This window comes from Sphaerisporangium rufum, from assembly GCF_016863395.1.
GTDB lineage: Bacteria > Actinomycetota > Actinomycetes > Streptosporangiales > Streptosporangiaceae > Sphaerisporangium > Sphaerisporangium rufum.
Map to the genome: position 1 here is coordinate 128,802 of NZ_BOOU01000052.1, position 23,938 is coordinate 152,739.

Genomic DNA, 23,938 nt, shown 5'->3' on the forward strand with positions numbered 1-23,938 from the left:
ACGGGCAGGTTCCGAACGCCCGCGGGACGCGGGGTCAGCGGCGGCGGAACAGGGCGCGCAGGCCGCGCGGCCGCGGCGGGCCGGGGGCGTCCGGGACGCGGGCCACGGTGACGTCGGCGTGCCGGGACAGCTCGGCCAGCAGCCCGCGCAGCTCGTCCGGGCCGCCCGCCGGGCGGCCGGCGGCGGCCAGGGCGTGCAGCAGGCCGCCCTCGATGGGGAACGGCGCCGGGCCGGCCACGTCGACCACCACCGCCGCGGCGCCCTCGCCGAGCGCGGCCCGGCACACCTGCGGGGCAAGCGCCTGGATGGGCCGGGCGTCGGCCCGCCAGCGGCGCAGCGGGCCGCTGCCGGTGAAGGCCGGGACGGCGGTGCGGCCGTCCGCGCCGACCAGCAGCGGCAGCGCCATCTCGCTCTCCTTCTCTTGCCGCAGGCCGTGCGCGCCGGTCTCGGCGGCGGTCAGCACGGCCACGACCGGCACCAGCAGCCGGGCGCCGGCCAGCGCGGCGGCCACCTCGGCCGGGCCGGTGGTGCCGGCGGCGTGCCCGGCGAGCGCGGCGGCCAGCGCCGGGTCGGCGGCGCCGTCGTCATCGGGCACCAGTGGCTGCGGAATGCTCGGCACGACCGTCGAGCCTACCCGGCGCGGCGTCGCCCGGCTCGCGCAGGGAACGGACCCGGCGGGCGAACATCGGCAGCGCCGATAGTGCCATGCCGGCCGCGCCGGCGGCGACCCCGGCCCGGCAGCCGGCGGCCTGGCCGATCACCCCGCCGAGCGCGCTGCCGATCGGCAGCACGCCGTAGATCAGCAGCCGGTAGCCGCCGTTGGTGCGGGCCAGCGCGCCGCGCGGCGCGATGACCTGGCGCAGGGTGACCGACAGGACGTTCGCCGCGCCGAGCCCGACCCCGGCGACCAGCTGGACGGCGGCCAGCGCCGCCGCCAGCGCGCCGCCCCGCCAGGGCAGCGCGGCGAGCAGCAGCGGGGTGCCGGTGGACAGCACCAGGGCGGCGGCGAACGCGCGGCCGTACCCGACGCGCCCGGCGAGCCGCAGCGCGACCAGGGTGCCGAGGAGCGCGCCGGCCCCGGAGGCGCTGAGGGCCAGGCCGTACAGGCCGGCGCCCAGGCCGCGCTCGGTGACCGCGAAGACGATCAGGTTGACGGTGAGGATCTGCGCCGCGCAGTTGTAGACCGCGGCGTGCGCGGTGAGCGCCCGCAGGAAGGGGTTGCGGGCGATCGGCCGCAGGCCGTCCAGGATGCCGGACGGCGCGCCGGCGGCGGCCGGCGGCGGCTCGGGCCGGCGCGCCCCGGCGACGCCGGCGGCACTGGCCACGTAGCTGGCGGCGTCGATCGCCACCGCCGGCGCCGGCCCGGCGAGCTGGGCGATCATCCCGGCCACGCCGGGCCCGGCGACCTGCGCGGCGGTGGTGGAACCCTGCATGGCCTGGTTGGCGGCCGGCAGATCCCGCTCGGCGACCAGGGACGGCACGTAGGCGAACCCGCCGATGTCGAAGACGACGCCGGCCGCCCCCACCGCGAAGGCCACCGCGACCAGCAGCGGGATCGACAGCAGGCCGGCGAGGTGCGCGAGCGGCACCACCAGCAGCGCGGCGGCGCGGAACAGGTCCATGGCGATCATCACCCGGCGCCGGCGGCGCCGTTCCAGCCAGTGCCCGGCGAGCAGCGGGAGCAGCACGTTGGGCAGGAACGCGGCGGTGGCGACGGCGGCCACCCCGGCCGGTCCGGCGCCCAGGGTCAGCGAGGCGACCAGCGGCAGGGCGACCGCGGTGACCTGGGCACCCATCGCGGAGACGCTGTGGCCCAGCCAGAAGCGGCGGAAATCGCGGTCGCGGCGCAGCACGCCCGTCGGGCTTGTTACCGACACTACCCCTCCCACAGGTAACGGTTACCGCAAGACAGTACAGCACCGGTAATCTGGTGGCATGGAGCAGCCCGGCGGCCGGGCGCCCGCGCCCGCGGCGCTGGCGCTGCTACAAGATTTCGCCAACACCGCCGACCTGGAGGCCGGCCGGGACGGGCTGCGCACGGCGGCCGACCTGGCGGAGTTCTGCGCCGCGCACGGCCTGCCCGGCCTGCGATTCGAAGAGGGCGCGGTGGCCGAGTGCGTGCGGCTGCGCGAGGCGCTGCGCGACGTGTGCCAGGCGCACGCCGGCGTGGACGTGCCGCCGGCGTCGGCGGCCGTGCTGGAGGAGATGCTGGCCGGTGCCGCGCTGCGCCTGGCGATCGACGCCGGCGGCGGTGCCCGCGCGGTGCCGGCGGCCGGGCTGGCCGGGCTGCCCGCCCTGGTGGCGCAGCTGGCCTGCGGGGTGCTCGCCGCCGTCGCCGACGGCACCTGGCCACGGTTGAAGGCGTGCGCCGCGCACAGCTGCCGGTGGGTGTACTACGACCGCAGCCCGTCCGGCCGCAGCCGCTGGTGCACGATGAGCATCTGCGGCAGCCGCACCAAGATGCGCGGCTACCGCGCCCGCGGCGGGCAGACGGGCGGCTGACCCGCCCGCCGGCCCGCCACGCCGGGCGCATGCCGAGCTCCCGCCCGGCCCGCGCGGGGCGGGCGGGCGGCGGGATGGCCGGCCGGGGCGGAGGTGGGATTGCCGGCCGCTGACCGGCCGGCACGGCTGCGCCGGGTCCCGGCGCTCAGCCCAGGTCGGCGATGGCGGCGACCGGGCCGCCGCCGGAGGGGCCCTGGTGGACGGCGGCCACCGAGACGAACACCGCCGGGTCGCCGGTGACCGCGGCGGCGACCCCGCCGACCGCCGCCTTGATCTGCCGGTGCCAGTGCACGTCGGAGTCGTCCAGCATGATGTTGCGCCGCCCGCGGACCCGGCCGGTGGGGTCGGCCTCGCACTTCATGAACACGTTGACCAGCCGGTCGCCGAGATCGGTGGAGTGCGGCCGGTCGGGCAGCTCGATGCCGCTGTCGCGGATGGCCGCCCAGATGCCGTCGGCGTCCAGCGCGTCCCGCATCACGCTGTGCCCGATGCGGTAGCGGCCGCCGATGCCGCGCACGTTGCCGACCACGACGATCTGCGCGCGGTCCAGCTCGACGCCGGAGGAGCAGGACGCGACGCTGGAGTAGAGCGACAGGTCCTTGTGGATCTGGTCGGCCGCCGGCATCTCGATCTCGCCCAGCGCGACGGCGATGCCGAGGGCGGTGGTGGAATTGGAGATGTCCATCGACGGGCCGGTGTCCTCGGTCACCACGTCATGGCCGCGCGAGCGGGCGTCGGTGATGGTGGCCAGGGTGAGCAGCGGGGTCTTGGTCTGCACGTAGTGCACGTCGGCCGGATCCTCGATACCGGCGATCTTCATGGCCTCGCGGACGCCGGCGGCGACCTTCTCCACCATCGCCGGGCGGCCGATGTCCTCGGGCAGGATGACGTCGCTCATGGCCACGCCGACCGAGACGCGCGGCTCGCCGGTGGGCTGGACGCCGGCCGGGTCCACCGAGGCGAAGATCGTGGCGTGCGGGCTGAGCACGCCGTCGGTGCCGCCGGACCACACCAGCGGCACCTGGGCGACCTCCTCGGCGGAGCGGGTGCCGCGGGCCAGCAGCACCTCGCGGAACGCCCGGTCGGCCAGGATGCGGGTGTAGTCGTTGACGCCGCCGTTGCCCTCGGTCTTGCCGATGACGGCGAGCACCCGGTCGGCCTCGATCACCCCGTCGTCGATCAACCGGGCCAGCCCGGAGGCGTCGGTGACGCTCTCGATGGCGACCTTGCGCACCTCGATCGGATCCGGCATGTCCTCCCCTTTCGCTTACATCACGTGACACCACGTGCCGGTGCGGGCGCGCCGGCCGTCAACCCTCCACCACGGTGCCGACCCGGCCGGACGGCGCCTCGCCGATGTGCTCCAGCGAGGTGATCACCGCCCGGCCGCCGGACACGGCGAACCGCAGCGCGGCGGCCACCTTGGGCCCCATGCTGCCACCGGCGAAGTGCCCGGCGGCGTGCAGCCTGCCCAGCTCGGCGGCGGTGATCCGGCCGATCGGCCGCGGGTCGGCGGTGCCGAAGCCGACGACGGCGGCGGGCACGTCCGTCGCGATGATCAGCACGTCCGCCCGTACCGCTCGGGCGAGCACCGCGGCGGCGGCGTCCTTGTCGACCACCGCCTCCACCCCGGCCAGGGTGCCGTCCGGCCGCCGGACGACCGGCACTCCCCCGCCGCCGGCCACCACGACCGTGTATCCGGCCGCCATCAGCGCCAGCGCGGCCGGGGCGTCCAGGATCTCCAGCGGCTCGGGCGAGGCCACCACCCGCCGCCACCCCCGGCCGGGGAACTCCCGCCAGGTCTGGCCCAGCCGCTCGAACCGGCGGGCCTGCGCGGCGTCGAAATAGCGGCCGATCGGCTTGACCGGGTGCCCGAACGCCGGGTCGGCCGCGTCCACCAGGGTGCGGGTCACCACGACGGCCGCCCGCTCGCCGAGCGCGTTGAGGATGAGCGTGCCGATGGTGGCCTGGGTCTGCGCGCCGCACCAGTCCAGCGGGACCGGGGGCACCACGTCCGCGGCGAGCTGGTTCTTCAGCAGCAGGTTGCCGACCTGGGGGCCGTTGCCGTGGGTCACGGTGACCTGGTGGCCGCGGCCGATCAGCGCCGTGACGTGCGCCATGGCGCCCTCCACGGCGCGCCGCTGGTCGCCGGGCGAGGCACTGCCGTCCGGCCCGGTCATCGCGTTGCCGCCCAGCGCGACCAGGACGCGTTCCCCCACAGCCCGAAGCTATCCACCGGCCGGCCGCCCCTCATTGGCCATCTCTGCCCACGAACGCCCGTATGTTCGGAAACTTTCGCCAACCCGCGGCCGGCGCCGGCCCGGCCGGGTGCCACCGTCCGCCGCCGCCGGCCCCGGATAGGCACCGACCGCAAATCGGGTTAGCGACCTGACGATAATCGCCGCCTTTGGCGCTAAGAATCCGCTTTTTCGAGCCCGAAGAAACTTTATTTCGGACATACGGCTTTCTACGGGATCGGCCGCCAACCACTTCCCCCCTCAAGTGACTAATAACCAGATGACGGTAGTTGTCCTCTAGCAAAGGATGCTGATGACACCGAAAGTCAGAGCCGCGGCCGTGGCGGCCGTGCTCGTCCTTGGCGGTACGGCGGCGCTCGCCGCGCCCGCCGCGGCGGCCCCCGCGCCGCAGCCCGCCCCCCGTTCCGGCGGCGGGTCCACCCAGATCACGCTGATCACCGGGGACCGGGTGACGGTCACCGCCGGCCGGGAAGGCCCGCCGGCGTACCGGGTGGAGCGCGGCGCGGGGCGGAAGGTCTCCTTCTCGATCCGCACGATGGCCGGGCACACCTACGTGGTCCCGTCCGACGCGGCGCCACTGATCGGGCAGGGCCTGGTGGACCGGCGGCTGTTCGACGTCACCCAGCTGGCCGCCTGGCGCTACGACGACGCGCACCGCGCCGACATCCCGGTCATCACCCAGGGCGGACCGGCGCCCAAGGCCGCGATCACCGGCCGCGCCGTTCCCCGGCTGGGCCTGACCGCCGCCCGGATCCCCAAGGCGCAGGCGGCCACCGCCTGGCAGCAGCTCGGGCGCGGCACCGGGGCGCGCACCCTGGCCTCCGGGGTGTCCAAGCTGTGGCTGGACGGCAAGCTGTCCTACTCGCTGGACAAGAGCGTCCCGCAGATCGGCGCGCCCGAAGCCTGGAAGCAGGGCCTCACCGGCAAGGGCGTCACCGTGGCCGTGCTGGACTCCGGCTACGACCACGCCCACCCCGACCTGAAGGGCGTGGTCACCCAGGAGGCCAACTTCTCCGACGAGCCCGACACCGGAGACGAGGTCGGGCACGGCACGCACGTCGCCTCCACCGTCGCCGGCTCCGGCGCCGCCTCCGGTGGCAAGTACCGCGGCGTCGCCCCGGACGCCAAGATCGCCTTCGGCAAGGTCGGCGGTCTCTACGGCGTCTCCGACTCGGCGCTGATCGCCGGCATGGAATGGGCCGCCACCCAGGTCAAGGCCAAGGTCGTCAGCATCAGCATCGGCGGCCCCGACAGCGAGGACGTCGACCCGATCGAGCAGGCCGTCAACGAGCTCAGCGAAAGCACCGGCACCCTGTTCGTCATCGCCGCGGGCAACGCCGGCACTGCGGAGTCGGTGGGCAGCCCGGGCAGCGCGGACGCCGCGCTGACCGTCGGCGCGGTGGACGATAATGACAAGCTGGCCGGCTTCTCCAGCCGCGGCCCGCGGGTCGGCGACGGCGCGATCAAGCCCGACATCACCGCACCGGGCGTCGGCATCGTCGCCGCCAACGCCGGCGGCAGCGGGGACAACGCCTACATCTCCTATAGCGGCACCTCGATGGCCACCCCGCACGTGTCCGGCTCGGCCGCCATCCTCGCCCAGCGCCACCCCGACTGGTCCGGCGCCCGGCTCAAGGCCGCCCTGATGGGCGCCGCCAAACCCACCGACGGCCTCACCCCCACCGAACAGGGCACCGGCCGCGTCGACGTACCACGCACCATCGCCCAGCAGATCGTCACCGAAACCCCGAACATCAACGCCTACCTGAAATGGCCGCAAGCGGGCGGCCAGACCGTCACCAGGGAACTCACCTACACCAACACCGGCGACACCGAGGTGGAGCTGGCGCTGGCCACCGACGGCCCCTACACCCTGTCGGCCGACCGGCTGCGGCTGCCCGCCGGCGGCACCGGCTCGGTCACCCTCACCCTCAAGGCCGGCCTGCCCACCGGCAACCACGCCGGCACCGTCACCGCCACCACCGGTGACACCACCGTCCGCAGCCTCGCGAGCGCCTACGTCGAACCCGAGTCCTACGACGTGACCATCAAGGCGACCGGCCACGACGGCGCCCCGATCCCGTTCGGCTTCGCCACGATCTACGACCTGAAGGCGCAGCGGTTCCGCGACGTCCTCCTGCAGGACGGGACCGGGCATGCCCGGCTGAGCAAGGGCGAGTGGACGCTGGCCGCCGACCTGTACGAGGATGCCGGCTACACCCTCGGCTACCAGCGGCTGACCGTCGCCAAGGACACCGAGGTGGTGCTGGACGCCCGCCGCTCCAAGCAGGTGCGCTTCTCGGTGGACGACCCGGCCGCCAAGCCCCAGGAATTCGCGTCGCTCAACGTGCTACACAAGGACGGCGATCAGCTCTTCGGGTTCTATACCTGGTCCAGCGGCAACCCCAACGAAGGGTTGTACGTGCTGCCGTCCCGGCTGCCGGGCCTGCAGTTCATGGCCAGGTCGGTGTGGGACCGGGCGGCTCAGGCGGGTGGCCCGGTCCGTTACGACGTGGCCGGCCACTACACCGGCGGCCTGCCCGCCGACCCGGTCATCCAGGGCCGCCGCGCGGACATGCGCAAGGTCACCGTCCGCTTCCACGGCCAGGACGTCGCCGCCCCCGGCCTGTTCGACCGGAGCCTGACGCTGCCGGACATGCAGGTCAACTTCTTCGGCTCGCCCGAGACCGTACAGGCGCCCGGCATTCTCACCAACTACGTCACCCCGGCCGGCGGCCTGAACATGAGCGGGGCGTTCGGCCATGACGAGGGCTTCTACTTCGAGTCCGACCTGAACCCCTATCCGGTGCGCAGCGCGCCGGCGACCGAGGTGTGGAACGCCGCGGCGACCGGGCCGTCCGCGCCGTTCGTCTACCAGGACGGCAACGCCCTGGGCTACGTCCTGGACGGGCTGTTCACCGACGCCGGGGCCGGCCGGATGGGCTGGGACGGCCACGCCACCGGCACCGCCACGGTGAGCCGCGACGGAAAGGTACTGGGCACGCAGGAACTGGCCGGTTGCGAGGCCGGCGGCCAGTGCGGCCTGGAGGTGGAGACGCCGGAGGGCACCGGCACCTACACCGTCGCCGTCTCGGCCCGCCGGAACGTGCCCTACGCCAACCTGGCCACCGCAGTGGAGTCCTCCTGGACCTTCCGCTCGGCGCCCGCACCCGAGTTCGCCCTGGTGGAGGTGCCGTCGGTCAAGCTCGCGCCGCACGGCCTGAGCGAGCTGAACCGGGCCCGCCCCGGCTCGGTCACCCCGCTGCAGGCCCGCGCCGAAGGCGGCAAGCTCACCGGCCTGCGCCTGGAGGCCTCCACCGACGACGGCACCACCTGGCGTCCGCTGCCCGTGGTCCGCACCGGCGGCGCCTGGCTCACAGTGATCACCAACCCGCGCACCGCCGGGTACGTGTCGCTGCGCGCCACCGCCACCGGTCCGGACGGCACCGCGGTCAAGCACACCATCACCCGCGCCTACGCCGTCCAGCGTTGACCCACCCGGCGGGCGCCGGCACCCCCGGCGCCCGCCGGCCCGGCCGGGGCGGGCCTGAGCACGACCACCCGCCCCGGCCGATCCGCCGAAGGCACCGGACGCGACGACCCGCCCAGGCGGCATGGGAAGCCGCCGGGCGAGCGGCGCCGGCGCGCGGGTCAGACCCGGGCGAGCAGGCCGCGCAGGCCGTAGGCGATCTCGTCCAGGCAGGCGTACCGGCCGGCGGCCACCGCGCGGACCAGGTCGCCGGCCGATGCGTCGGCGGCGGCCAGCTCCACCCCGTTGTACTCCAGGAAGACCACCGTGCTGATCCAGGCGACCCGGCGGCCGCCCCGGGCGAACGGGCTGTGCGCCGCCAGCGAGTGCAGCAGCGCGGCCGCCTTCACCATGACGTGCGGATAGGCCTCGTGCCCGAACATGGACGCCGCCGGGCGCCGCACCGCGGCGTCGAGCAGGCCCCGGTCGCGCAGCCGCGGCGGCGCGGCGAGCGCCAGCCGGGCCAGGCCGAGGACCTGCTCGCCGGTCAGGTAGCGGGTCATTCGCCGAGATCGTCCAGCACCGAACGCCAGCGGCGGGCCGCGGCGGCCCCGAGCCGGTGCACCTCCTCGTCCGCCTCGCGGCGGGCGATGTACTCCTCCACGGCGGCGTGCGCCACCTGCCGCACGCTGCGCCCCTCCTTCTCGGCGCGGCGCCGCAGGGCGGCGAAGTGCTCGTCGCTGAGGCGCAGCGTCATTGGTCATACCTCCCGGGCCCCACCGGTATCCGGATCATTTCCGACACGGTGAGTGTATGACCATTTACCGAACGTTGTCAGCCGGTTGGGGTGGCGCGCAGCCCGGCCAGCCGGCCGACGGCCTCGTCGATGACCTCGTCGCGCTTGCAGAACGCGAACCGCACGAACGACCGGCCCGCCTCGGGGTGGTCGTAGAAGACCTGGGTGGGGACGGCGACCACCCCGGCCAGCTCCGGTAGCCGCCGGGCCAGCTCGGCGCCGTCGGTGAAGCCGAGCGGCCGGATGTCGGCCTGCACGAAGTAGGTGCCCGCCGGGCGGTAGACGCCGAACCCGGCGGCGGCCAGCCCGCCGGCCAGCCGGTCGCGCTTGGCGGCCAGCGACTCGCGCAGCCCGGCCACCCAGCCGAGCTCCTCGCGCAGCGCGTAGGCGACGGCGAGCTGCCAGGGGGCGGCGGCGGTGAAGGTGAGGAACTGCTTCACCGTCTGCACGGCCCGCACGTACCGGGCCGGCGCGCAGATCCACCCGGTCTTCCAGCCGGTGACCGAGAAGGTCTTGCCCGCCGAGGAGATCATCACGGTGCGCTCGCGCATCCCCGGCAGGGTGGCGAGCGGCACGTGCGGCACGCCGTCGAAGGTGAGGTGCTCGTACACCTCGTCGGTGATGGCGACCAGGTCGCGCTCCTGGCACAGCGCGGCGATGGCGGCAAGCTCCTCGCCGGTGAAGACGGTGCCGGTGGGGTTGTGCGGCGAGTTGACCAGGACGGCCCGGGTGCGCGGCGTCACCGCGGCCCGCAGCTCGGTCGGGTCGAAGGCGAACCGGCCGCCGTCCGGGCGCAGGGTGACCGTCCGGCGGACCGCGCCGGCCAGCGTGATCGCCGCCGCGTAGGAGTCGTAGTACGGCTCGAAGACGATCACCTCGTCGCCCGGCTCGCACAGCGCCAGCACCGTGGCGGCGATGGCCTCGGTCGCGCCGACGGTGACCAGGACCTCCGCGCCGGGGTCATAGGACAGCCCGTAGTGGTCCTGGTGGTGCGCGGCGACGGCCTGGCGCAGCTCGGGCAGCCCGGGACCGGGCGGGTACTGGTTGTGCCCGTGGGCGATCGCGTCGGCGGCCCGCCGCAGCATGGCCGGTGGCCCGTCGGTGTCCGGGAAGCCCTGCCCCAGGTTGATCGACCCGGTGCGCACCGCCAGCGCCGTCATCTCCGCGAACACGGTGGTGCCGAACCCGCGCATCCGCTCGACCAGTACGTCGTCCACGGCCGCCAGCCTACCGACCCCGCCCGGCGCCGGCGCGCTAGCCTTTTGCGGGTGATTGTGCGCCTTGCGGCTTTTGTGGACTGGGTCCGCCCCGGCGGGGCGCGGTGAACCGGGTCCGGGAGCTGGACATGCTGCGCGGGTTCGCCGTCTGCGGCATCACCCTGGTCAACGCCTGGCAGCACGCGGTGGAGGAACTCCCCCACCGGACGCCGAGCACGGCCGACTGGCTGGTGGAGAACCTGGCGCAGAGCCGCTTCTTCCCCATCTTCTCCTTCCTGTTCGGCATCGGCTTCGTGCTGTTCCTGCGATCGGCGGCCGACCGCACCGCCCGGCCGCGGGCCGTCATGCTGCGCCGGCTGGCCGTGCTGGCCGCCCTCGGCGCGCTGCACACCCTGGTCAACTCCGGCGAGGTGCTGCTGCCGTACGCCGCGTGGGGCGCCGCCGCGCTGCTGCCCGCCACCTTCCTGCCGCGCGCCGCCGTGCTCGCCGCCGGGGCCGCCGCGACGCTCGCCGCCGCGCTGCTGCACGGCGGCGGCTCCTGGCTCATCCCCGGGCTGCTGCTGCTCGGCATGGCCGCGGCCCGCTACGCCCCCGGGCCGGCCGCCTGGTGGCCGGTGTTCGCGGCGAGCGCCGCGCTCGGCGCGCTGCTGACCGGCGGCTGGCTCTACCTGTGGGCGCACCCGGACGTCTATTACGGCATCCCGTTCGCCATCGCGGTGTACCCGCTGGCCGGGCTGGCCGCCGCCACCGCGTACTGCACCGGGCTGCTGCTCGCCCACCGGCGGTGGTTGGGCCGCCTCGCGTTCCTGGAGCCGCTCGGCCGGATCGCGCTGACCGCCTACCTGGCCGGCACCGCGGTCTCGCTGGCCACCCGCCCGCTGCTGCCCTACGACACCGGGCGGGCCGGGGTGCTGGCGCTCGCGGTGCTGACCGCCGCCGCGCTGGCCTGGTTCGCCGATCGATGGCTGGCCCGGTTCACCTACGGGCCGGTGGAGTGGGTGTGGCGGTGCCTGACATGGGGCGAGCGGGTGCCGCTGCGGCGCCCTCCCGCGCCCGCCGGCCGTACGCTTGAACGGTGACGCGTATCGCCCTGTGCCAGATACCGGTGGCCGAGGAGCCCAAGACCAACCTCGAACGGGTCCGTGACGCGCTCGGCCGCGCCGCGGCGGGCGGTGCCGAGCTCGCGGTGTTCCCCGAGGCGACCCTGGCCCGGTACGGCCGGGGCATCACCGCCGCCGCCGAGCCGCTGGACGGCCCGTTCCTCACCGCGGTCGCCGAGACGGCCCGCGCGCACGAGATCGCCGTCGTCATCGGCGTCTTCGAACCGGCCGGCGACCGGGTGCACAACACCGCCGTCGCGCTGGACCGAAGCGGGCGCGCCGTCGCCGCGTACCGGAAGATCCACCTGTTCGACTCCTTCGGCGCCCGCGAGTCGGAGCTGGTCGCCCCGGGCGACACCCCGGTGGTGGTCGAGCTCGCCGGGCTGCGGGTCGGCCTCATCACCTGCTACGACATCCGCTTCCCCGAGCTGGCCCGCGCCCTGGTCGACCAGGGCGCCGAGGTGTTCGCCGTCATCGCCGCCTGGGGGTCGGGCCCGATGAAGGAGGAGCACTGGACCACCCTGGTCCGCGCCCGCGCCATCGAGAACACCACCTGGACGGTCGCCGTCGGCCAGGCGCCGGAGCCGCGGGCGCGCGACGGGTTCGGGGTGGGCCGCAGCATGCTGGTCGACCCGATGGGCGTGGTGCGCGCCGACCTCGGCCCGGTGCCCGCCGTGCAGGTCGTCGAGGTGGACCCGGCGGAGACCGCGCGGGTGCGCGCCACCGTGCCCAGCCTGGCGCACCGGCGGCCCGATATTTATCCCGCGGCGCCGGGCGCCGGGGCCGGCGGATCGTAAGATGCGGGATGTGAGCGAGCCGGCGCCGAGAACGCCCATGCAGAAGGTCATCCCGCCCCGGCTGCTGGTGCCCTACCTGGCCGGGCAGCGCACCATCATCTCCGGCTACGTCTACCGCGTGCAGGACTGCTCGCGGCTGTCCAGCCCCGAGCAGCTCGTCTCCGCGCTGGACCTGGTGTTCGAGGGGTCCGAGCTCGGCCCCGGCGTCCCGGAGCTGTACGTCATGCGCTGGCACAGCCGCGACACCGACACCTACGTCGTGCCCTACGGCCCGCACATGGGCGGAGATTGGAACGATTCGCCGCCGTTCGCGGGCAACGGCTTCACCACCTCCCGCCGGCACGTGGTGCCGCAGTTCCACACCGCGCCGATGCCCATCCCGGCCGGCGCCGCGATCCACCACCTCACCGCCGGCGGCGACCGCGCGTTCGCCGAGTACGACGGGCTCACCTGGCGGCCCGCCGCATGAACGACATCGAGCCCGTCGGGCTGGGCCACATCGCCCACACCGGCGGCCAGACCTACGCCGCCGCCCTCGGCCCCGGCGCCGACGAGGTCACCCTGTTCTGCGAGGAGCCCCGGGAGGGGTTCGAGCAGACCGGCGGCTACTGGCGGCGCCGGGTCCGCCGCGCGGAGCTGGACTGGCTGGTGCTGCTGCGCACGGTCGGCGCGTTCGGCGGCGAGCCGTGCGTGGTGCTGGACGAGGACGACGACGGCCTGCACATCGCCTACACCGGGCACAGCGGCCTGAAGGCCGAGGCCCTCGGCTACTGGATGGTCGACCACGGCGCCTACGAGGTCGTCGTCCCGCACGACGAGGTGCACTCCATCCGGGTGGAACGGGTGTCGATCCCCTGCCAACCGTCCCGGGACCCGAGTGTCTCTCAGGTGTGACCCAAGCACCCTCTCGTGCCCGCGGGCGTCCGACGTTCGCCGAGACCTTCGCCGCGCACTACCCGGCGATGGTCCGGCTGGCCGGGCTGCTCGGCGCGGACGACCCCGAGGACATCGCGCAGGAGGCGTTCGCCCGCCTGCACGCGCGGATGAACCGGCTGCGCGACGACGACGCCGCGCTGCCCTACCTGCGGTCGATCGTCTGCAACCTGACCCGTAACCGGCTGCGCCACCTGCGGCTGGCCCGGCTGCGCCGCCCCGAGCCGCCGCCACCGGCCGGCAGCGGCGAGCAGGCGTACCTCGTCGCCGAACGCCACCGCGCGCTGCTGGCCGCGGTGGACCGGCTGCCGCGCCGGCAGCGCGAGGCCGTCGTGCTGCGCTACTGGCTGGACCTTTCCGAACGCGAGATCGCCGACGCGATGGGCGTCACCCCCGGCGCGGTGAAGAGCCACGCCAGCCGGGCCGTCACCGCCCTCGGCCGCGCACTCAAGGAGACCGACGATGATCGATGACGACCTGCGCGCGGCGCTGGACGCGCGCGCCTCGACCTACACCACCAGCCCGCTCGCCTGGGCCGAGGTGCAACGGCGCACCCGCGGCGCCCGCCGCCGCCGGCTGGCCGGCCTGGCCGCCGTCCCGCTCGCGGCGGGGGCCGCGCTGGCCGGCCTGCCCCTGGTGCTCGGCACCGGCGGCGCGAACACCGCCGCCACCGCCACGCCGCCCACCCCGGCCGCGACGTTCACCTACCACGACGCCTACCAGGCCGGCACGGCACAGAACCCGCCGATCGGCGAGAGCCTCCATCTCACCGGGGAGGGCACCGCCCGCACCACGATGCTCTGGTTCAGCCGGACGAAAGACCAGGCCGGGGACACGCGGTTGCAGCTGTGCTCGGCCACCCAGCTGCCATCCGGCGGCTCGACCGCCGGCTGTGCCGATCAGCCGCCCCCGGACGGCGCGGGATGGTACGCCGGCGGCACCGACTCCATGCTCCCGCGTCCCGCGATCGTCGTCATGTACGGCGCGGCCATGAACGGGACGGCCAAGGTCGCGGCGATCACCGACGGCGGCAAACGCTATCCCGGCCGGATCGACCAGCCACCCGGTGCGCCGCGCGCGATATGGAGCGTCCGCCATCCCGGCGCGGCCAGGGTGACCGCGATCGAACTGTCGGACCGGAACGGGAAGCGGCTGCAGCGGATCATCCACCTGCCGGATCCGCTCACAGCGACGGACGCGGCGCCGGTCGGGCCGGTGGCGCGGCTGGACGGCGGGGTGACGGCCCGCCTGCACCAGGATCAGTCGCTGGTCTGGTGGAACGGTCGCAAGCTGATCGGGTTGGACGTCATCTCCTCGTCACCGGTCGTGAACGCCGGTGAGACCATGGCCGAGGCGTTGGACGGCAGCGGAACGCCGGTGCAGGACCGGATCGCCGAGGGGTACTGGTTCGGGTTCGCCCGGGCCGGCACCGCGCGGGTCACCCTCACCCTGCCCGACGGCCGCTCGGTGTCGGCGGAGACCGCCGCCGACCCGTGGAAGCAGGGCGCCGTGCTGTTCTCGGCGCCGTTCGATCCGGACGGCGACGTCTACGCGGCGGGCTTCCGGGTCACCGGCCACGCGGCCGACGGCCGCGAGCTGTGGCGCCAGGACACCCCGCCGGTGAAGCCGCTGTGGGACGGCAAGCCCACCGCCTCGCCCGCGGCCTCCTCCGGAGGCGGCTGACCCCCGGCCGGGCCGGCACCTCACCTCCCGGCCCGGCTCCGCCCCTCCGCACCCGGCCCCGACCGGACGCCCATGCCTTCCTTGTGCTCGACCACCGCGCCCGCAGGTCATCGTCCCGCGGATTCCGCCGCGGTACTCCGGCACGAGAACAGGCGGGCAGGCGGCACCGGGCTCCGGGCCCACCGGTTCCATCTTCGTGCCCAGGCGCGGCCAGGTGGCCTGCGGTCCCGGACCGCCGGGGCCCGTCGATTCCGTTATCACCATGAACCGTCGTAGATCATCGCTAGGATCGCGGCGTGCAACCACAGCCCGACTTACGCCGGTCACGCCGCCGCCGGAGCGTCGTCCTCGCCGTCGCCCTGGCCGGAGCGGCCGCCCTGGTCTCCGTCCTCGTCGTGCGGGGCGGGGCGGCGGACGGCCGGGCCGCCGCGAGGACCGCCGCCTCCCCCGTCGCGCACGAGGACGGGTTCCAGAGCCTGCTGGCGGAGCATCCGGCGCTGGGCGAGAGCATCGTGATCCGCCACCCCGCCGACGGCGGCCGGATGCGCCTGTGGTTCACCCGGAGTCCGTACCAGGTCGGGCTGGACGTGCCGGTGACACCGGGAGCCCCGGTGTACGACACGCTCTGCCAGATAGGGGAGGACGTCACTTTCGGCGGGGCGCCGGGGGGGTGCCGGGCGGATCGCAGTGCCGAGCACACCGGCGATCCCGCCTGGTACGTCGCCGGCGCCGGCGACCCGCCGCGAGGCAGGACCGTCCTGGCCTATGGCGTCGCCCGCGCCCCGGTGACCGGGGTCGTGCTGGTGACCGCCGCCGGTACCCGGATCCGCGGCCTGCTGTACCGGCCGGCGGGGGCACCGGCCGCGATCTGGACCGCCACGTTCCCGTCGAACACGCGACCGGCGACCTACGAGTTCACCGGTTCCGGCGGAAAGGTCCTGCACCGGGAGCGGGCCGAGCCCGATCCGGCGACGCTCGGCAGGCGGCCGCTCAGCCCCGTCCTGCACCTGGGTGGCGGACTCCGGGCGACCTTCTACGCCAACAGCGACGACATCATCTGGCGCACCCGGGCCGGCGAGGCCATCGGCGAATTCGGTGTCCCCGAAGCGGGGGCCAAGGTGGACCGCCGGCAGCCGGGCAGCGTGCTGCTGAGCGAGGGGCGGCTGTTCGGCTACGCCGGCCGCGGAACCGCCGAGGTGGTACTGAGCAGCGGGCAGGGCGACACCGTCCGGGCCACGACGGCGGCCGATCCGTGGCACCGTGGTCTGGCCATGTTCAGCGCGACCGTACGCGGTTCGAGCACGATCGCCCGCCAGGGTTATCGGGTCACCGGTTACGACCACGCCGGTAAGGAACTGTGGCGGGAGGACCGGCCGGCGTACCGGCCGATGTGGCCCGACGTTCCCCTGGCCACCCCCGTCCCGCGCCGCTGACCGTCCCGACACTCCCCCGGCCCGCCGATCGGACCGGCTCCCCGACCGGGACCGGCGAGCCGGCCTGGTGGCCGGCCGTCCCCCCGCACGCCCGGGACGCTCCGGCGTCCCACCGGCGGGGAACGGCTCCGCGTCGCGACGGCCGGCCTCGCCGGGCCGGTCGTTCAGCCGAGGTGGCGGTAGCGGGCCAGGCGGGTGGCCAGGCGGTCGGCGGCGGGGCGGGCCAGCAGGCCGGTGATCTCCCGGTCCAGCGCCCGGGCCACCCGCTCGCAGAACGCGCGCGGCTCGTAGGCGGCGTCCGGGAACTCGGGGATGATCTCGTCGACGATGCCGTCCCGCTTCAGGTCGGCCGCCCGGATGCCCTGCGTCTTGGCGATCTCCGGGGCGAAGTCGATGGTCCGGTACAGGATCGCCGAGGCGCCCTCGGGCGGCAGCGGGGACAGCCAGCCGTGCTGCGCGCACAGCACCCGGTCGGCGGGCAGCAGGGCGAGGGCCGCGCCGCCGGCGCCCTCACCGAGCAGCAGGCACACCGTCGGCGCGTCCAGCATCACCAGGTCGGCGAGCGAGCGGGCGATCTCGCCGGCCAGCCCGCCCTCCTCGGCGGCCTTGGACAGCGCCGCCCCGGCGGTGTCGATCACCGTGACCAGCGGCAGGCCCAGCTCGGACGCCAGGTGCATGCCGCGCCGGGCCACCCGCAGCCCGGCCGGGCCGAGCGGCGGGCCTTCGCGCAGCCGCCGCCGGTCCTGACCGAGGACGACCGCGGGGGCGCCGCCGAACCGGGCCAGCGCGAGCAGCAGGCCGGGGTCGTTCTCGCCGACGCCGGTGCCGTTCAGCGGGGTGACATCGGCGGCGGCCAGCCGGAGCAGCGCTCGCACCCCCGGCCGGTCGTCGCGCCGGGACCGGGTGACCGCCTCCCACGCCCCCACCTCTGAATGCGCCTGGTCCGCGTCATGGCCGGCGGGCGTGGCCGGGCCGGCGGCGTCACCGGTGGCGGCCCGGCGGGCCTCGCGGGGCGCGCACATCACCGACAGGGCGCGGATCGCGGTGTCCCGGACGTGCTCGGCCGACACCACCGCGTCCACCAGCCCGTGCCGGAACAGGTTCTCCGCCACCTGCACCCCCTCGGGGAACGGGTAGCCGTGCAGCGACTCGTACACCCGGGGCCCGAGGAAGCCGATCAGCGCGCCCGGCTCGGCCGCGGTGACGTGCCCGAGCGACCCCCACGAGGCGAACACCCCGCCGGTGGTCGGGTGGCGCAGGTAGACGATGTAGGGCAGCCCGGCGGCCCGGTGCGCGGACACCGCGGCGCTGATCTTGATCATCTGGACGAAGGCGAGCGCGCCCTCCTGCATCCGGGTGCCGCCGGAGGCGGGCGAGGCCAGCAGCGGCAGCCCTTCGGCGGTCGCCCGCTCCACCGCGCGGACCAGCCGCCCGGCGGCCACCACCCCGATCGACCCGGCCAAGAAGGAGAACTCGCAGGCCACGATGGCCACCCGGCGGCCGGCCAGCAGGCCCTCGCCGGTGACCACCGACTCGTCGTAGCCGGTCTTGGCCCGGGCCGCCGCCAGGTCGTCGGCGTAGGTCGAGTCCGGTGGCACCCGGTCGCCGGCCGGCTCGTCCCAGGACCGCCACGAGCCCGGGTCCAGCACGATCCGGATCATCGTCCGCGCGTCCGGCCGCTCCGGGCTCACCGCGGCCCGTCCCCGCCGGCCGGCGGCGGGCCGCCGGCACGTCCCTGGCCGATCGGTGCCGCGTGGTCGCCGCACCGGGTGGCCGGCGCACCGGCGCCCCGTGCCGGCCGGACGCCGCGCACCTTCACGCCTCCCGCTTCGCCAGCCAGCCGAGCACCGCGTCGTTGTCCTGGCCGAGGGCCGGCGGGGCCAGATGCTCGGCCGGTGGCGCGCCGTCGAAGCGCAGCGGTGACCCGGGCAGCTCGATCGGGCCGAGCACCGGATGGTCCACGGTGACCAGCAGGTCCTGCGAGCGCACCTGGTCCCAGGCGTACACCTCGTCGATCGACCGGATGGCGCCGGCCGGGATGCCGAGCTCGGCCAGCGCGGCCAGCCAGTGCGCCCGGTCGTGCCCGGCCAGCGCCTTCTCCATGTCGGTGATCAGCTCGTCGCGGTGCGCGGCCCGGTCGCGGTTGGCCGCGTACTTGGGCGCGGCCGGGTCGATGTTCAGCAGCGGGGCCAGCCGCCGCCACTGCGCGTCGTTGGCCACCGCGATCTGGATCATGCCGTCCGCGCAGCGGAACGCGCCGTAGGGGGTGATCGAGGCGTGGTGGTTGCCGGCCGCCGCCGGGACCTTGCCGCCGACCGTCCAGGCGGTGCCGTGGTAGGAGTGCACGCCGACCACCGAGGCCAGCAGCGAGGTGCGCACCACCCGGCCGCGCCCGGTGCGCTCCCGCTCGTACAGCGCGGCCACCACGCCGTAGGCGCCGTGGATGCCGGCCAGCAGGTCGGCGATGGACGCCCCCACCCGGTACGGCTCGTCCGGCGACGGCCCGGTGAGGCTCATCAGCCCGGCCTCGCCCTGGGCGATCTGGTCGTACCCGGGGCGGCCGCCCTCCGGCCCGTCGTGGCCGAATCCGGTGATCGACAGGATCACCAGGCGCGGGTTGAGCTCGTGCAGCCGGTCCACCGGGAAGCCGAGCCGGTCCAGCACGCCGGTGCGGAAGTTCTCCACCAGCACGTCGCTCTGCCGGACCAGCCGGGCGAGCAGCTCGGCGCCCTCCGGCGACTTCAGGTCAAGGGTGATGGAGCGCTTGTTGCGGTTGGCGGCCAGGAAGTAGGTGGAGACGTCCCCGTCCGGGCCGGCGAACGGCGGGCCCCACCCGCGCGACTCGTCACCGCCGTCGGGATGCTCCACCTTGATGACGGTCGCGCCGAGGTCGCCCAGCATCTGCGCGCCGTGCGGCCCGGCGAGCGCGCGGGACAGGTCGAGGACGACGATGTCGCTGAGAGGTCCCTGCAAGGTCAGCCTCCACGAGGGTCGAGGGCGCTCCGGTGCTTACCGGAAAGCCTGCCAAAAGACCCCTCCTCCCGACACCCGGGCACCCCCACAATTCCCCTCGACACCGGCCGGGCCGGAGTGATGGCCGGCGGGTGACCCCTGCTCGCGGCCACCCGCCGGGTGGATCAGTGGTGGCCGCGGCGGGCGCGCCACCTGTCGACGAACTCCTGCACCTTGCGCCGGTTCCGCGGGTCCCTGGCCATCGTCTTGGCCCGCTCCACGTGCGCGTGCCCCTTGGGGCTGCTCAGGTAGGCCTTGATGCGGTCGACCACCGATGCCATATCGTTCCACCTCGCGTTTCTCGTCGGCCCTCTCCACTTCAACGGCTACCCTCAGCGACCACCGCCAATCCCGCGACGCCTTTAACGCCCGGAAAAACCCGACAAATACCCTTCCGGGCAGCGGTGGATTCAGCGGAACAACGATCAGCGGGCGAGCAGCTCGCGGAGGCGCTCGACGATCTCCGCCGGGGCCTCCTCGGCCATGAAGTGGCCCGCGGTCGTGGTGTGGTGCCGCAGGTCGCCGGCCCACGCACCCCAGACGGCGGCGGCGTCGTAGCCGAGGGCCGCGCCCCAGTCCTGCTGGACGACGGTCACCGGCATGCGCAGGCGGGTCCCGCGGGCACGGTCGGCGGCGTCGTGCGCGACGTCGACGCCCGCCGAGGCACGGTAGTCCGCGACGATCGACGGGATGGCGTCGCGGCAGGCGGCGAGGTAGGCGCCGCGGGCCTCGGCGGGAATCGCCTCGGGGTCCTTGGCCCACTGGTCGAGGAAGGCGCCGAAGAAGGCGTCGGGGTCGGCGGCGATCATCTTCTCCGGCAGGCCGGGCGGCTGGGCCATGAGATAGAGGTGCCATCCGACGGCGGCCGACACGCCGTGCATGACGTCCCACATGTCCAGGGTGGGCAGCACGTCCAGGCAGGCCAGATGGGTGACGGCGGCGGGATGGTCGAGGCCGGCCCGGAAGGCGACCAGGGCACCCCGGTCGTGCCCGGCCAGGGCGAACCGCTCGTGGCCGAGGGCGCGGGCGAGCGCGACCACGTCGGCGGCCATCGTGCGCTTGGCGTAGGTGTCCGGGCCGGTCTCGGCCGGCTTGTCGCTCGCGCCGTAGCCGCGCAGGTCGGGACAGATGACGGTGTGGTCGGCGGCCAGCTCGGCGGCGACGTGCCGCCACATCAGGTGGGTCTGCGGGAAGCCGTGCAGCAGCACGACCGCCGGCCCGGACCCGCCGGTGGCGGTGTTCAGCGCGACGCCGTCGCCGACGGGGACGCGGTGGTAGGTGAAGCCCGGAATGCCGCTCGTCATGAGATCTTTCTCCTCGGTCGGTCGGACGCCCCCAGGTTGCCCGCCCCCGATGAGCGTCCGATCAGCGCTAACGTGAAAGAGCGGGGAGAGGGGGAGGCGGGTGTTCATCGGGGTCCTCGGGCCGGTCGCGGCCTGGGACGCCGCGGGGGCGGCGGTCCCGCTCAAGGGGCCCAGGCACCGGGAGGTCCTGGCCCGGCTCGTCGCGGCCGGCGGGCGGGTGGTATCGGTCGACCTGCTGGCCGCCGATCTCTGGGACGACCCTCCGCCGGGCGCGATCGGCGCGATCCGCACGTTCGTCGGAGCGCTGCGCCGGGCTTTGGAGCCCGGCCGCCCGCCCCGGACACCGCCGAGCCTGATCGTGACCGCCGGAACCGGCTACGCGCTGCGCGCCGCGCCGGACGCCGTCGACGCCTGGCGCTTCGAGCAGGCGGTGGAGGCCCGGGAGCAGCCGTCCGCGCTGCTCACCCGGCTGGACGCGGCGCTGGCGCTCTGGCGCGGGCCCGCCTACTCCGACTTCGCCGCGGCGCCCTGGGCGGAGCCGGAGCGGGCCAGGCTGGCGGAACTGCGGTCACGCGCGGTCGAACGGCGTGCCGAGGCACTCCTCGCGCTGGACCGGGCCGCGCAGGCCGTACCCGGCCTCGACGCGCACACCCGGGCGCACCCCTGGCGGGAGGAGGGCTGGCGGCTGCTCGCGCTGGCGTACTACCGGGCGGGACGCCAGGCCGACGCGCTCGCGGCCCTGCGCGGCGCGCGCCGCGCGCTCTCCGAGGAGTTCGGCCTCGATCCCGGGCCGCGGCTGCGCGAGCTGGAGACCGACATCCTGCGCCAGGCCGACCGGCTCGACCCGCCCGCGGACCCGGCGTCCCAGGTGTGGGCGAACGCGGCGGCCGCCCACGACCGGGCGGCTCCGGGAGCGGGCCTGCGCCTGGAGGCGACGGTCGGGCTCATGCGGGGCCTGGCCGTCACCGGAGCCGGCGGCCTGCTCGCCGCCCGCGAGCACCGCGCCGCCGCCGTCCAGGCGGCCGAGGACCTCGGCGACGCCGAGGTGACCGCCCGGGTGATCGGCGCCTACGACGTCCCGGCGAGCTGGCCCAGGTCCGACGACTCCGCAGAGGCGGCCCGGGTGGTCGCCGCGGCCGAGCGCGCCCTCGCCGCCCTGCCCGCCGACACCGCCCCCGGCCTGCGGGCACGCCTGCTGGCGACGGTCGCGCTGGAATCACGCGGCACCGGCTCCCCGCGCGCGGGCGCCGCGGCGCGGGAGGCCGAGCGCATCGCCCGCGGCCTGGACGATCCGGCCCTGTTGGCGTTCGCCCTCAACGCGCGGTACATGCAGTCGTTCCAGACCACCGGCATGTCCGGACAGCGGGGCCGCATCGGGGCGGAGATCACCGCCCGGTCGGTCCGGCACGGCCTGCCGACCTACGAGGTGCTGGGCCGGCTGATCGAGCTGCAGTCCGCCGCGGCGGTCGCCGACTTCACCCGGGCTGACCGCCATGCCGCCCTGCTGGACGCCCTCGCCGAGCGCCACGACCGGCCGCTGGTGACCGTCTTCACCACCTGGTACCGCGCACTCCGCCGCGCCGAGGAGCCGGGGATCGCCTTCCAGGCCAAGGAGTCGGCCCTGCGCGCCGCCTGCGAGTTGCTGGATTCGGCCGGCATGCCGGGACTGAGCGAGGGCCTGCCCGCCCTCGCCGGCCTCGCCCTGCGCCTGCGCCACGGCCGCGCTCCCGAATCGGCCGATCCCGACGACTTCGGCCCCTACCGCCCGTGGGCGTTGCCGGTGCTCCTGCTGGCCGGCGGGCGGCGCGACCAGGCCGCCCGGGCGCTGCGCGACGCCCCCGACCCGCCCCATGACCTGCTCGCCGAAGCGCTGTGGACCCTCCTGGCCAGGGCCGCGCTGGAGCTGGGCGACGTCCCGCCGCTGCGGCGGGCGCACGCCGCGCTGCTGCCGGCCGCGGGGGAACTGGCGGGCGCCGCGAGCGGCCTGCTCAGCCTCGGCCCGGTCTCCGAGGTCCTCGCCGCGATCGCGGCGGCCCCGGGCATCCGGTCCGCGCCGGCCCCAGGCCGCACCACGCGAACCGCCCCGCCGTCCTGAAGGCCACCCCGGCACCGGGCCCCCAGGCGGCGTTCGATGCCCGCGGCGAGGCGGTGCCGGAAAGTGGCACCATCGGCTGTATGGCGGAGACTCGACTGCGGCTTCCGGATGAGACGTACGAGCAGATCAAGCAGATCGCGAGCGGAGACGCCCAGAGCGTCAACTCGGCGATGGTGCTCGCGATCGAGGAGTACATCGCCCGCCGCAGTCGGGAGCGTTACCGCGCGATGGGGCGGAGGATCGCCGAGCGAGACCGGGAGTTGCTGGAGCGGCTCGCCCGATGACCGCCCGTCCGAGCCGACCCGCCCGGCGAACCCTTACGCCCGCGAGACCGGCCGGGTGCCCCGGTGTGCGGCCGCCAGGCGGTACGGTCGGCTGGTGCACCATCCGAGCGATCCGGCGGCCGCCGCCACGGACGCGGCCAACGACAAGGTCATGGAGCGGGTCCGGCGGCTGCTGGAGCTGGCCGAGCATCCCCGCACCGGCGAGGAGGAGGCCGCGCTCGCCTCGGCGCACGCGGCGGCCCTGATGCTCCGGCACGGCCTGACCGCCGCCGCCGTCCGGCGCCGCCGCACCGGCCGCGCCGAGACGATCGACGGCATCGAGATGGAGGTCTCCAACCGGGGCGGCCACGCCCGGGAACGCTGCTGGGCGCTGCACCTGGTCTGCGACGCCCTCGGCTGCAAGGGCGCCCAGCACTGGACCGGCGTCAAGGGGCGCGGCATCCGCGGCGCCCGCCGGGTCACCCTCACCGTGGTCGGCCCGGAGGCGGTGCTGGACGACCTGCGCATCCTGCTGCCGTCGCTCACCCTGCAGATGGAGAACCAGGTCGCCCCGGCCCTGCGCCGCGCCACCGCCGAAGCGGATGCCGGCCACCCTCCCGGCCCGGCGGTCGTCCCCGGTACGCGAGCGGGTGCGAGGAACGGCCCTGACACCGGGCCGGCCGCCTCTCGTCCGCTTGCCGGCACGAAGAGCGTCCATGGCGACGCGCCGGGCGCCGGAGCGGACGCCGGCCGGCGGGCCAGGGGGGCCGCCGGGTTCCGGCGGGCCTTCTACGTCGGGTTCGGCGCCGGGGTGGCGGCCCGGCTGCGCGAGCGGATGGCCGAGATGACCGAGGAACTGGCCGGCACCGGCGCCGAGCTGGTGCTGCTGGACCGCACCGCGCTGGTACGCGCCGAGTTCGACCGCCGCTTCCCCGGCCTCCGCCACGCCCGCACCACGCCCCTGGACGCGGACGGCTACCACACCGGCCGCGCCGCCGGCCACCGCGCCGACCTCGGCGACCGCACCCTCCACTCCCCCGCCGCCGCCCTGCCGCCCCGCCCCGCTCCCCGCTGAC

Annotated in this window: 23 protein-coding genes; 12 read left to right on the forward strand and 11 right to left on the reverse strand. The window is 75.5% G+C overall.

All coding sequences use genetic code 11. From position 1 onward, the window contains the following. Nucleotides 1-34: 34 nt before the first annotated feature. Nucleotides 35-619 carry an SseB family protein gene (locus Sru01_RS18570; RefSeq protein ID WP_203987753.1) on the reverse strand — a complete coding sequence of 195 codons (585 nt, stop codon included), beginning with the start codon at nucleotides 617-619 and terminating at the stop codon, nucleotides 35-37. After that, on the reverse strand, nucleotides 585-1,877 hold the full coding sequence (locus Sru01_RS18575; RefSeq protein WP_203987756.1) for an MFS transporter: 1,293 nt from the start codon (nucleotides 1,875-1,877) through the stop codon (nucleotides 585-587). The genes Sru01_RS18570 and Sru01_RS18575 overlap by 35 nt, the downstream gene beginning before the upstream one ends. A gap of 58 nt (nucleotides 1,878-1,935) precedes the next feature. Here Sru01_RS18575 and Sru01_RS35710 point away from each other — a divergent pair, with 58 nt between their 5' ends. Further along, nucleotides 1,936-2,502, forward strand: a complete 567-nt coding sequence (locus Sru01_RS35710; RefSeq protein ID WP_239137535.1) for a CGNR zinc finger domain-containing protein — start codon at nucleotides 1,936-1,938, stop codon at nucleotides 2,500-2,502. A 145-nt stretch (nucleotides 2,503-2,647) separates the two neighbouring features. Here Sru01_RS35710 and bar read toward each other — a convergent pair whose 3' ends face one another. Next, nucleotides 2,648-3,754, reverse strand: coding sequence for a barbiturase (gene bar, locus Sru01_RS18585; protein ID WP_203987759.1), 1,107 nt, complete (start codon nucleotides 3,752-3,754; stop codon nucleotides 2,648-2,650). Nucleotides 3,755-3,812: 58 nt separating this feature from the next. Beyond that, nucleotides 3,813-4,721 (reverse strand): carbamate kinase, encoded by a 909-nt coding sequence (locus tag Sru01_RS18590; protein ID WP_239137536.1) that lies wholly within the window; start codon nucleotides 4,719-4,721, stop codon nucleotides 3,813-3,815. Nucleotides 4,722-5,052: 331 nt separating this feature from the next. On the opposite strand from Sru01_RS18590, the gene Sru01_RS18595 reads away from it, so the two are divergent. Then, complete coding sequence (locus Sru01_RS18595; RefSeq protein ID WP_203987762.1) at nucleotides 5,053-8,253, forward strand: S8 family serine peptidase; 3,201 nt, start codon at nucleotides 5,053-5,055, stop codon at nucleotides 8,251-8,253. A gap of 158 nt (nucleotides 8,254-8,411) precedes the next feature. Here Sru01_RS18595 and Sru01_RS18600 read toward each other — a convergent pair whose 3' ends face one another. From Sru01_RS18600 to Sru01_RS18610, 3 genes are all read right to left on the reverse strand, one after another. Continuing rightward, nucleotides 8,412-8,792, reverse strand: coding sequence for a Fic family protein (locus Sru01_RS18600; protein ID WP_203987777.1), 381 nt, complete (start codon nucleotides 8,790-8,792; stop codon nucleotides 8,412-8,414). Then, a complete protein-coding gene (locus tag Sru01_RS18605; RefSeq protein ID WP_203987780.1) occupies nucleotides 8,789-8,986 on the reverse strand; it encodes a CopG family transcriptional regulator in 198 nt (65 codons plus the stop codon). Before Sru01_RS18605 ends, Sru01_RS18600 begins: the two co-directional genes overlap by 4 nt. 77 nt (nucleotides 8,987-9,063) lie before the next feature. Then, nucleotides 9,064-10,242 carry a pyridoxal phosphate-dependent aminotransferase gene (locus tag Sru01_RS18610; RefSeq protein WP_203987784.1) on the reverse strand — a complete coding sequence of 393 codons (1,179 nt, stop codon included), beginning with the start codon at nucleotides 10,240-10,242 and terminating at the stop codon, nucleotides 9,064-9,066. 104 nt (nucleotides 10,243-10,346) lie between these two features. Here Sru01_RS18610 and Sru01_RS18615 point away from each other — a divergent pair, with 104 nt between their 5' ends. From Sru01_RS18615 to Sru01_RS18645, 7 genes are all read left to right on the forward strand, one after another. Beyond that, a complete protein-coding gene (locus Sru01_RS18615) occupies nucleotides 10,347-11,321 on the forward strand; it encodes a DUF418 domain-containing protein (protein WP_239137537.1) in 975 nt (324 codons plus the stop codon). After that, complete coding sequence (locus Sru01_RS18620; protein WP_203987788.1) at nucleotides 11,318-12,139, forward strand: carbon-nitrogen hydrolase family protein; 822 nt, start codon at nucleotides 11,318-11,320, stop codon at nucleotides 12,137-12,139. The genes Sru01_RS18615 and Sru01_RS18620 overlap by 4 nt, the downstream gene beginning before the upstream one ends. A gap of 10 nt (nucleotides 12,140-12,149) precedes the next feature. Further along, nucleotides 12,150-12,608 (forward strand): hypothetical protein, encoded by a 459-nt coding sequence (locus Sru01_RS18625; RefSeq protein WP_239137538.1) that lies wholly within the window; start codon nucleotides 12,150-12,152, stop codon nucleotides 12,606-12,608. Further along, complete coding sequence (locus Sru01_RS18630; protein ID WP_203987791.1) at nucleotides 12,605-13,033, forward strand: UCP033725 family protein; 429 nt, start codon at nucleotides 12,605-12,607, stop codon at nucleotides 13,031-13,033. Before Sru01_RS18625 ends, Sru01_RS18630 begins: the two co-directional genes overlap by 4 nt. Then, nucleotides 13,030-13,545 (forward strand): SigE family RNA polymerase sigma factor, encoded by a 516-nt coding sequence (locus tag Sru01_RS18635; protein WP_239137539.1) that lies wholly within the window; start codon nucleotides 13,030-13,032, stop codon nucleotides 13,543-13,545. The genes Sru01_RS18630 and Sru01_RS18635 overlap by 4 nt, the downstream gene beginning before the upstream one ends. Continuing rightward, a complete protein-coding gene (locus Sru01_RS18640) occupies nucleotides 13,535-14,755 on the forward strand; it encodes a hypothetical protein (protein ID WP_203987794.1) in 1,221 nt (406 codons plus the stop codon). The genes Sru01_RS18635 and Sru01_RS18640 overlap by 11 nt, the downstream gene beginning before the upstream one ends. A gap of 296 nt (nucleotides 14,756-15,051) precedes the next feature. Next, a complete protein-coding gene (locus tag Sru01_RS18645) occupies nucleotides 15,052-16,188 on the forward strand; it encodes a hypothetical protein (protein ID WP_203987797.1) in 1,137 nt (378 codons plus the stop codon). Between the two features lie 164 nt (nucleotides 16,189-16,352). Here Sru01_RS18645 and Sru01_RS18650 read toward each other — a convergent pair whose 3' ends face one another. The 4 genes from Sru01_RS18650 to Sru01_RS18665 all read right to left on the reverse strand — a co-directional run bounded on the left by Sru01_RS18650 (nucleotide 16,353) and on the right by Sru01_RS18665 (nucleotide 20,504). Continuing rightward, entirely contained in the window at nucleotides 16,353-17,849 is a 1,497-nt protein-coding gene (locus Sru01_RS18650; protein WP_203987988.1) for a carboxyl transferase domain-containing protein, read from the reverse strand. A 154-nt stretch (nucleotides 17,850-18,003) separates the two neighbouring features. Continuing rightward, entirely contained in the window at nucleotides 18,004-19,161 is a 1,158-nt protein-coding gene (locus tag Sru01_RS18655; RefSeq protein ID WP_203987799.1) for a CaiB/BaiF CoA transferase family protein, read from the reverse strand. A gap of 164 nt (nucleotides 19,162-19,325) precedes the next feature. Next, nucleotides 19,326-19,481, reverse strand: coding sequence for a hypothetical protein (locus tag Sru01_RS18660; RefSeq protein WP_203987801.1), 156 nt, complete (start codon nucleotides 19,479-19,481; stop codon nucleotides 19,326-19,328). 144 nt (nucleotides 19,482-19,625) lie between these two features. Next, nucleotides 19,626-20,504 carry an alpha/beta fold hydrolase gene (locus tag Sru01_RS18665; RefSeq protein ID WP_203987803.1) on the reverse strand — a complete coding sequence of 293 codons (879 nt, stop codon included), beginning with the start codon at nucleotides 20,502-20,504 and terminating at the stop codon, nucleotides 19,626-19,628. 100 nt (nucleotides 20,505-20,604) lie between these two features. On the opposite strand from Sru01_RS18665, the gene Sru01_RS18670 reads away from it, so the two are divergent. The 3 genes from Sru01_RS18670 (at nucleotide 20,605) to Sru01_RS18680 (ending at nucleotide 23,937) form a co-directional block, all read left to right on the forward strand. Continuing rightward, nucleotides 20,605-22,599: an AfsR/SARP family transcriptional regulator gene (locus Sru01_RS18670; protein ID WP_203987805.1), complete on the forward strand. Its 1,995-nt coding sequence runs from the start codon at nucleotides 20,605-20,607 to the stop codon at nucleotides 22,597-22,599. 80 nt (nucleotides 22,600-22,679) lie between these two features. Next, complete coding sequence (locus tag Sru01_RS18675; RefSeq protein ID WP_203987806.1) at nucleotides 22,680-22,883, forward strand: Arc family DNA-binding protein; 204 nt, start codon at nucleotides 22,680-22,682, stop codon at nucleotides 22,881-22,883. A 94-nt stretch (nucleotides 22,884-22,977) separates the two neighbouring features. Beyond that, nucleotides 22,978-23,937: a DUF2786 domain-containing protein gene (locus Sru01_RS18680; RefSeq protein ID WP_203987808.1), complete on the forward strand. Its 960-nt coding sequence runs from the start codon at nucleotides 22,978-22,980 to the stop codon at nucleotides 23,935-23,937. Nucleotide 23,938 lies beyond the last annotated feature (1 nt).

Excerpts from the sequence above, each read along its gene's own strand:
- Sru01_RS35710 (WP_239137535.1), top strand. The coding sequence starts at position 1,936 with ATGGAGCAGCCCGGCGGCCGGGCGCCCGCGCCCGCGGCGCTGGCGCTG.
- bar (WP_203987759.1), bottom strand. The coding sequence starts at position 3,754 with ATGCCGGATCCGATCGAGGTGCGCAAGGTCGCCATCGAGAGCGTCACC.
- Sru01_RS18595 (WP_203987762.1), top strand. The coding sequence starts at position 5,053 with ATGACACCGAAAGTCAGAGCCGCGGCCGTGGCGGCCGTGCTCGTCCTT.
- Sru01_RS18600 (WP_203987777.1), bottom strand. The coding sequence starts at position 8,792 with ATGACCCGCTACCTGACCGGCGAGCAGGTCCTCGGCCTGGCCCGGCTG.
- Sru01_RS18605 (WP_203987780.1), bottom strand. The coding sequence starts at position 8,986 with ATGACGCTGCGCCTCAGCGACGAGCACTTCGCCGCCCTGCGGCGCCGC.
- Sru01_RS18630 (WP_203987791.1), top strand. The coding sequence starts at position 12,605 with ATGAACGACATCGAGCCCGTCGGGCTGGGCCACATCGCCCACACCGGC.
- Sru01_RS18640 (WP_203987794.1), top strand. The coding sequence starts at position 13,535 with ATGATCGATGACGACCTGCGCGCGGCGCTGGACGCGCGCGCCTCGACC.
- Sru01_RS18650 (WP_203987988.1), bottom strand. The coding sequence starts at position 17,849 with ATGATCCGGATCGTGCTGGACCCGGGCTCGTGGCGGTCCTGGGACGAG.
- Sru01_RS18660 (WP_203987801.1), bottom strand. The coding sequence starts at position 19,481 with ATGGCATCGGTGGTCGACCGCATCAAGGCCTACCTGAGCAGCCCCAAG.
- Sru01_RS18665 (WP_203987803.1), bottom strand. The coding sequence starts at position 20,504 with ATGACGAGCGGCATTCCGGGCTTCACCTACCACCGCGTCCCCGTCGGC.
- Sru01_RS18675 (WP_203987806.1), top strand. The coding sequence starts at position 22,680 with ATGGCGGAGACTCGACTGCGGCTTCCGGATGAGACGTACGAGCAGATC.